The following is a 4,033-nucleotide window of genomic DNA, read 5'->3' on the forward strand; positions in this document are numbered from 1 at the left end:
GCACCGGGTGGTGCGGGCCGCCTCCGGACCCGTACGGCATGGGGCGAACCGGGTGGGCGGCGGGCCGTCAGCCCTCGCTCACACCGAGCCGCTCCAGGATCAGCTCCTTGACGCGGGCGGCGTCAGCCTGGCCGCGGGTCGCCTTCATGACCGCGCCCACGAGCGCGCCCACGGCCGCCACCTTGCCGCCGCGGATCTTGTCCGCGACGGCCGCGTTCCCGGCGATCGCCTCGTCGACGGCCGTACCGAGCGCGCCCTCGTCGGAGACGACCTTCAGCCCGCGCTTCTCGACGACGGTGTCCGGGTCGCCCTCGCCCGCGAGGACGCCCTCGATGACCTGGCGGGCCAGCTTGTCGTTGAGATCGCCGGAGGCGACCAGCGCGGCGAGCCTGGCGACCTGCGCGGGGGTGATGGGCAGTTCGTCCAGCGCGCGGCCCGATTCGTTGGCGTTACGGGCCAGCTCGCCCATCCACCACTTACGGGCCTGGTCGGCCGGCGCGCCCGCATCGGTCGTGGCGACGATCAGATCGACCGCGCCCGCGTTGAGGATGGACTGCATATCGTGCTCGGAGACACCCCACTCCTCGCGCAGGCGGTTCCGGCGCACGCGCGGCAGCTCGGGCAGGGTCGCCCGCAGCTCCTCCACCCAGGTCCGGGAGGGGGCGACCGGGACGAGATCGGGCTCCGGGAAGTACCGGTAGTCCTCGGCCTCCTCCTTCACCCGGCCGGATGTGGTGGAGCCGTCGTCCTCGTGGAAGTGGCGGGTCTCCTGGATGATCGTGCCACCGGCTTCGAGCACCGCGGCGTGCCGCTGGATCTCGAACCGGGCGGCGCGCTCCACCGAGCGCAGGGAGTTGACGTTCTTGGTCTCCGAGCGCGTGCCGAACGCCGAGGTGCCCTTGGGCATCAGCGAGAGGTTCACATCGCAGCGCATCTGGCCCATTTCCATCCGGGCCTCGGAGACGCCGAGCGCCTTGATCAGCTCCCGCAGCTCGGCGACATACGCCTTCGCGACCTCGGGTGCGCGCTCGCCCGCGCCGACGATCGGCTTGGTGACGATCTCGATCAGCGGAATGCCCGCGCGGTTGTAGTCCAGCAGGGAGTGGGACGCGCCGTGGATCCGGCCGGTGGCACCGCCGACATGGGTCGACTTGCCGGTGTCCTCCTCCATATGGGCGCGCTCGATGTCCACCCGGAAGACCTCGCCGTCCTCCAGCCGGACGTCCAGATAGCCGTTGAAGGCGATCGGCTCGTCGTACTGGGAGGTCTGGAAGTTCTTCGGCATGTCCGGATAGAAGTAGTTCTTCCGGGCGAAGCGGCACCATTCGGCGATCTCGCAGTTCAGCGCGAGACCGATCTTGATGGCCGACTCGATGCCGATCGCGTTGACGACCGGGAGCGAGCCGGGCAGACCGAGACAGGTGGGGCAGGTCTGCGAGTTGGGCTCGGCGCCCAGCTCGGTCGAACAGCCGCAGAACATCTTGGTCCGGGTACCGAGCTCGACATGGACCTCAAGGCCCATGACGGGGTCGTAGCCGGCGAGAGCCGCCTCGTACGACACCAGTTCAGTGACGGTCACGGTGAAACATTCCCTCTCAGCCGAACAGAACGTCGTCGTCGCCGATGCGCTTCAGCTCGCGCACCAGCAGGGCGACGCCGCTGATGATGGCGGCGGCGGAGATCGCGGCGTCGATCAGCCGGAGTGTGTCGTGCTCGGTGCGGGCCTTCTTGGCCTGCTTGAGGACACTGACCGCGCCGAACGCGGTGGTGCCGATCGACAGGTAGGTGCCGGTCTTCGACTTCTTGAAACCCTTGGCCTTGGTCAGTGCGCTCATGGTGTCTCTCCGTTCGCTTCTCCGCCCGTACGGCGCAGAGGTACGGCTCTCGTGGTCGTCCGCGGGGCGGCGGCGGTGCGTGCGTCGCTCACAGTGACGGTGCCTCCTCCAGCAACGGGTGCCCCCACTTTTCCACGAAGGCCGCCTCGACGGCGGCGCCGACCTTGTACAGCCGCTCGTCCTTCATGGCGGGAGCGATGATCTGCAGTCCGACCGGGAGGTTGTCCTCGGGGGCGAGGCCGCAGGGCAGCGACATCGCCGCGTTGCCCGCCAGGTTGGCAGGGATCGTGCACAGGTCGGCCAGATACATCGCCATCGGGTCGTCGGCGCGCTCGCCGATCGGGAACGCGGTCGTCGGCGTCGTCGGCGAGACGATCACATCGACCTGCTCGAAGGACTTCTCGAAGTCCTGCTTGATGAGCGTGCGGACCTTCTGCGCGCTGCCGTAGTACGCGTCGTAGTAGCCGGAGCTGAGCGCGTACGTGCCGAGCATGATGCGGCGCTTGACCTCGTCGCCGAAACCGGCCGCCCGGGTGAGGGCGGTGACGTCCTCGGCGGACTTCGTACCGTCGTCGCCGACCCGCAGGCCGTAGCGCATGGCGTCGAAGCGGGCGAGGTTGGACGAGCACTCGGAGGGCGCGATCAGGTAGTACGCGGAGAGGCCGAGGTCGAAGGACGGGCAGTCCAGCTCGACGATCTCGGCGCCCAGCTCTTTCAGCAGGGTGACGGTCTCGTCGAAGCGCCGCATCACCCCGGCCTGGTAGTGCTCGCCGCGGAACTGCTTGACCACGCCGACGCGCATCCCCGCCACCCCGCCGTTGCGGGCGGCCTCGACGACCGGCGGGACCGGGGCGTCGATGGAGGTGGAGTCCAGCGGGTCGTGGCCGGCGATGACCTCGTGCAGCAGCGCGGCGTCCAGGACCGTACGGGCGCAGGGGCCGCCCTGGTCCAGGGAGGACGAGAACGCGACCATGCCGTAGCGCGAGACCCCGCCGTACGTCGGCTTGACGCCGACCGTGCCGGTGACGGCGGCGGGCTGGCGGATCGAGCCGCCGGTGTCCGTGCCGATGGCGAGCGGTGCCTCGTACGCCGCGAGGGCGGCGCTGGAACCGCCGCCGGAGCCGCCCGGGATACGGGTCAGGTCCCACGGGTTGCCCGTCGGGCCGTACGCGCTGTTCTCGGTGGAGGAGCCCATGGCGAACTCGTCCATGTTGGTCTTGCCGAGGATGACCACGTCGGCGGCCTTGAGCCTGCGCGTCACGGTCGCGTCGTACGGCGGGATCCAGCCTTCGAGGATCTTGGAGCCGACCGTGGTGGGGATGCCCTCGGTGGTGAAGATGTCCTTCAGCGCGAGCGGGACGCCCGCGAGGGGGCCCAGCTTCTCGCCCGCGGCCCGCTTGGCGTCGACCGCGCGGGCCTGGGCGAGCGCGCCCTCCCGGTCCAGGTGCAGAAAGGCGTGAACCTTCTCGTCGACCGCGTCGATACGGGCCAGATGGGCCTCGGTGACCTCGACCGCGGTGAGATCGCCCGCGGCGATCTTCGCGGCGATCTCGGCGGCGGTGAGCTTGATGATGTCCGTCATGGTGGTGTTAGTCCTCCCCCAGGATCTGCGGCACCTTGAAACGCTGCTGCTCCTGGGCCGGGGCGCTGGAGAGCGCCTGCTCGGGGGTGAGCGACGGACGGACCTCGTCCGCGCGCATGACATTCGTCAGCGGCAGCGGGTGGGAGGTCGGGGGCACGTCTTGATCGGCGACCTCGGCGACGCGGGCGACCGCGCCGATGATGTCGTCGAGCTGACCGGCGAAGTGGTCGAGTTCGTCGCCGGACAGCTCAAGGCGCGCCAGTCGGGCGAGGTGGGCGACCTCCTCGCGCGTAATGCCAGGCATGCAGCGGTCCTCAGGGGTGAGTGTGTGTGGTTTGGAGCCAATCCTATGGGCGGGGGTGCCCGACCACGAAACGGTCCCGTTTCCCCGGCGCGACGTAGCCCCGCGTCTGCCCCTGGCAAGGGGACGGCGTCACCCCTCCGGGCCGCCGCCCACACCCGACCCTTCGCGCCCCGGACGCCCGCACCGCCGTGCGCGGCTCCTTCGCGCCCCGGACGCCCGCACCGCCGTGCGCCGCCCCGCACCGGGCCCTCGCTGGCGCAGCACCTCCGCACAGCGCAGCACCTCCGCACAGCGCAGCACCTCCACCGGGGC

The 4,033-nt window shown here is 70.4% G+C and carries 5 protein-coding genes; all 5 read right to left on the reverse strand.

Annotated features, from left to right (window positions below; all coding sequences use genetic code 11):
• Positions 1–67 precede the first annotated feature (67 nt).
• Positions 68–1,579 carry an Asp-tRNA(Asn)/Glu-tRNA(Gln) amidotransferase subunit GatB gene (gatB, locus tag ACWF94_RS35360; protein ID WP_453498268.1) on the reverse strand — a complete coding sequence of 504 codons (1,512 nt, stop codon included), beginning with the start codon at positions 1,577–1,579 and terminating at the stop codon, positions 68–70.
• Between the two features lie 16 nt (positions 1,580–1,595).
• Positions 1,596–1,835 (reverse strand): hypothetical protein, encoded by a 240-nt coding sequence (locus ACWF94_RS35365; protein WP_453498271.1) that lies wholly within the window; start codon positions 1,833–1,835, stop codon positions 1,596–1,598.
• Between the two features lie 88 nt (positions 1,836–1,923).
• On the reverse strand, positions 1,924–3,417 hold the full coding sequence (gene gatA / locus ACWF94_RS35370) for an Asp-tRNA(Asn)/Glu-tRNA(Gln) amidotransferase subunit GatA (RefSeq protein ID WP_453498274.1): 1,494 nt from the start codon (positions 3,415–3,417) through the stop codon (positions 1,924–1,926).
• Between the two features lie 7 nt (positions 3,418–3,424).
• Positions 3,425–3,721, reverse strand: a complete 297-nt coding sequence (gene gatC, locus ACWF94_RS35375) for an Asp-tRNA(Asn)/Glu-tRNA(Gln) amidotransferase subunit GatC (protein ID WP_453498277.1) — start codon at positions 3,719–3,721, stop codon at positions 3,425–3,427.
• 129 nt (positions 3,722–3,850) lie between these two features.
• A partial coding sequence (locus ACWF94_RS35380) for a hypothetical protein (RefSeq protein WP_453498280.1) occupies positions 3,851–4,033 on the reverse strand: 183 nt, incomplete at its 5' end.

It is taken from the genome of Streptomyces sp. NPDC055078, from assembly GCF_053607985.1.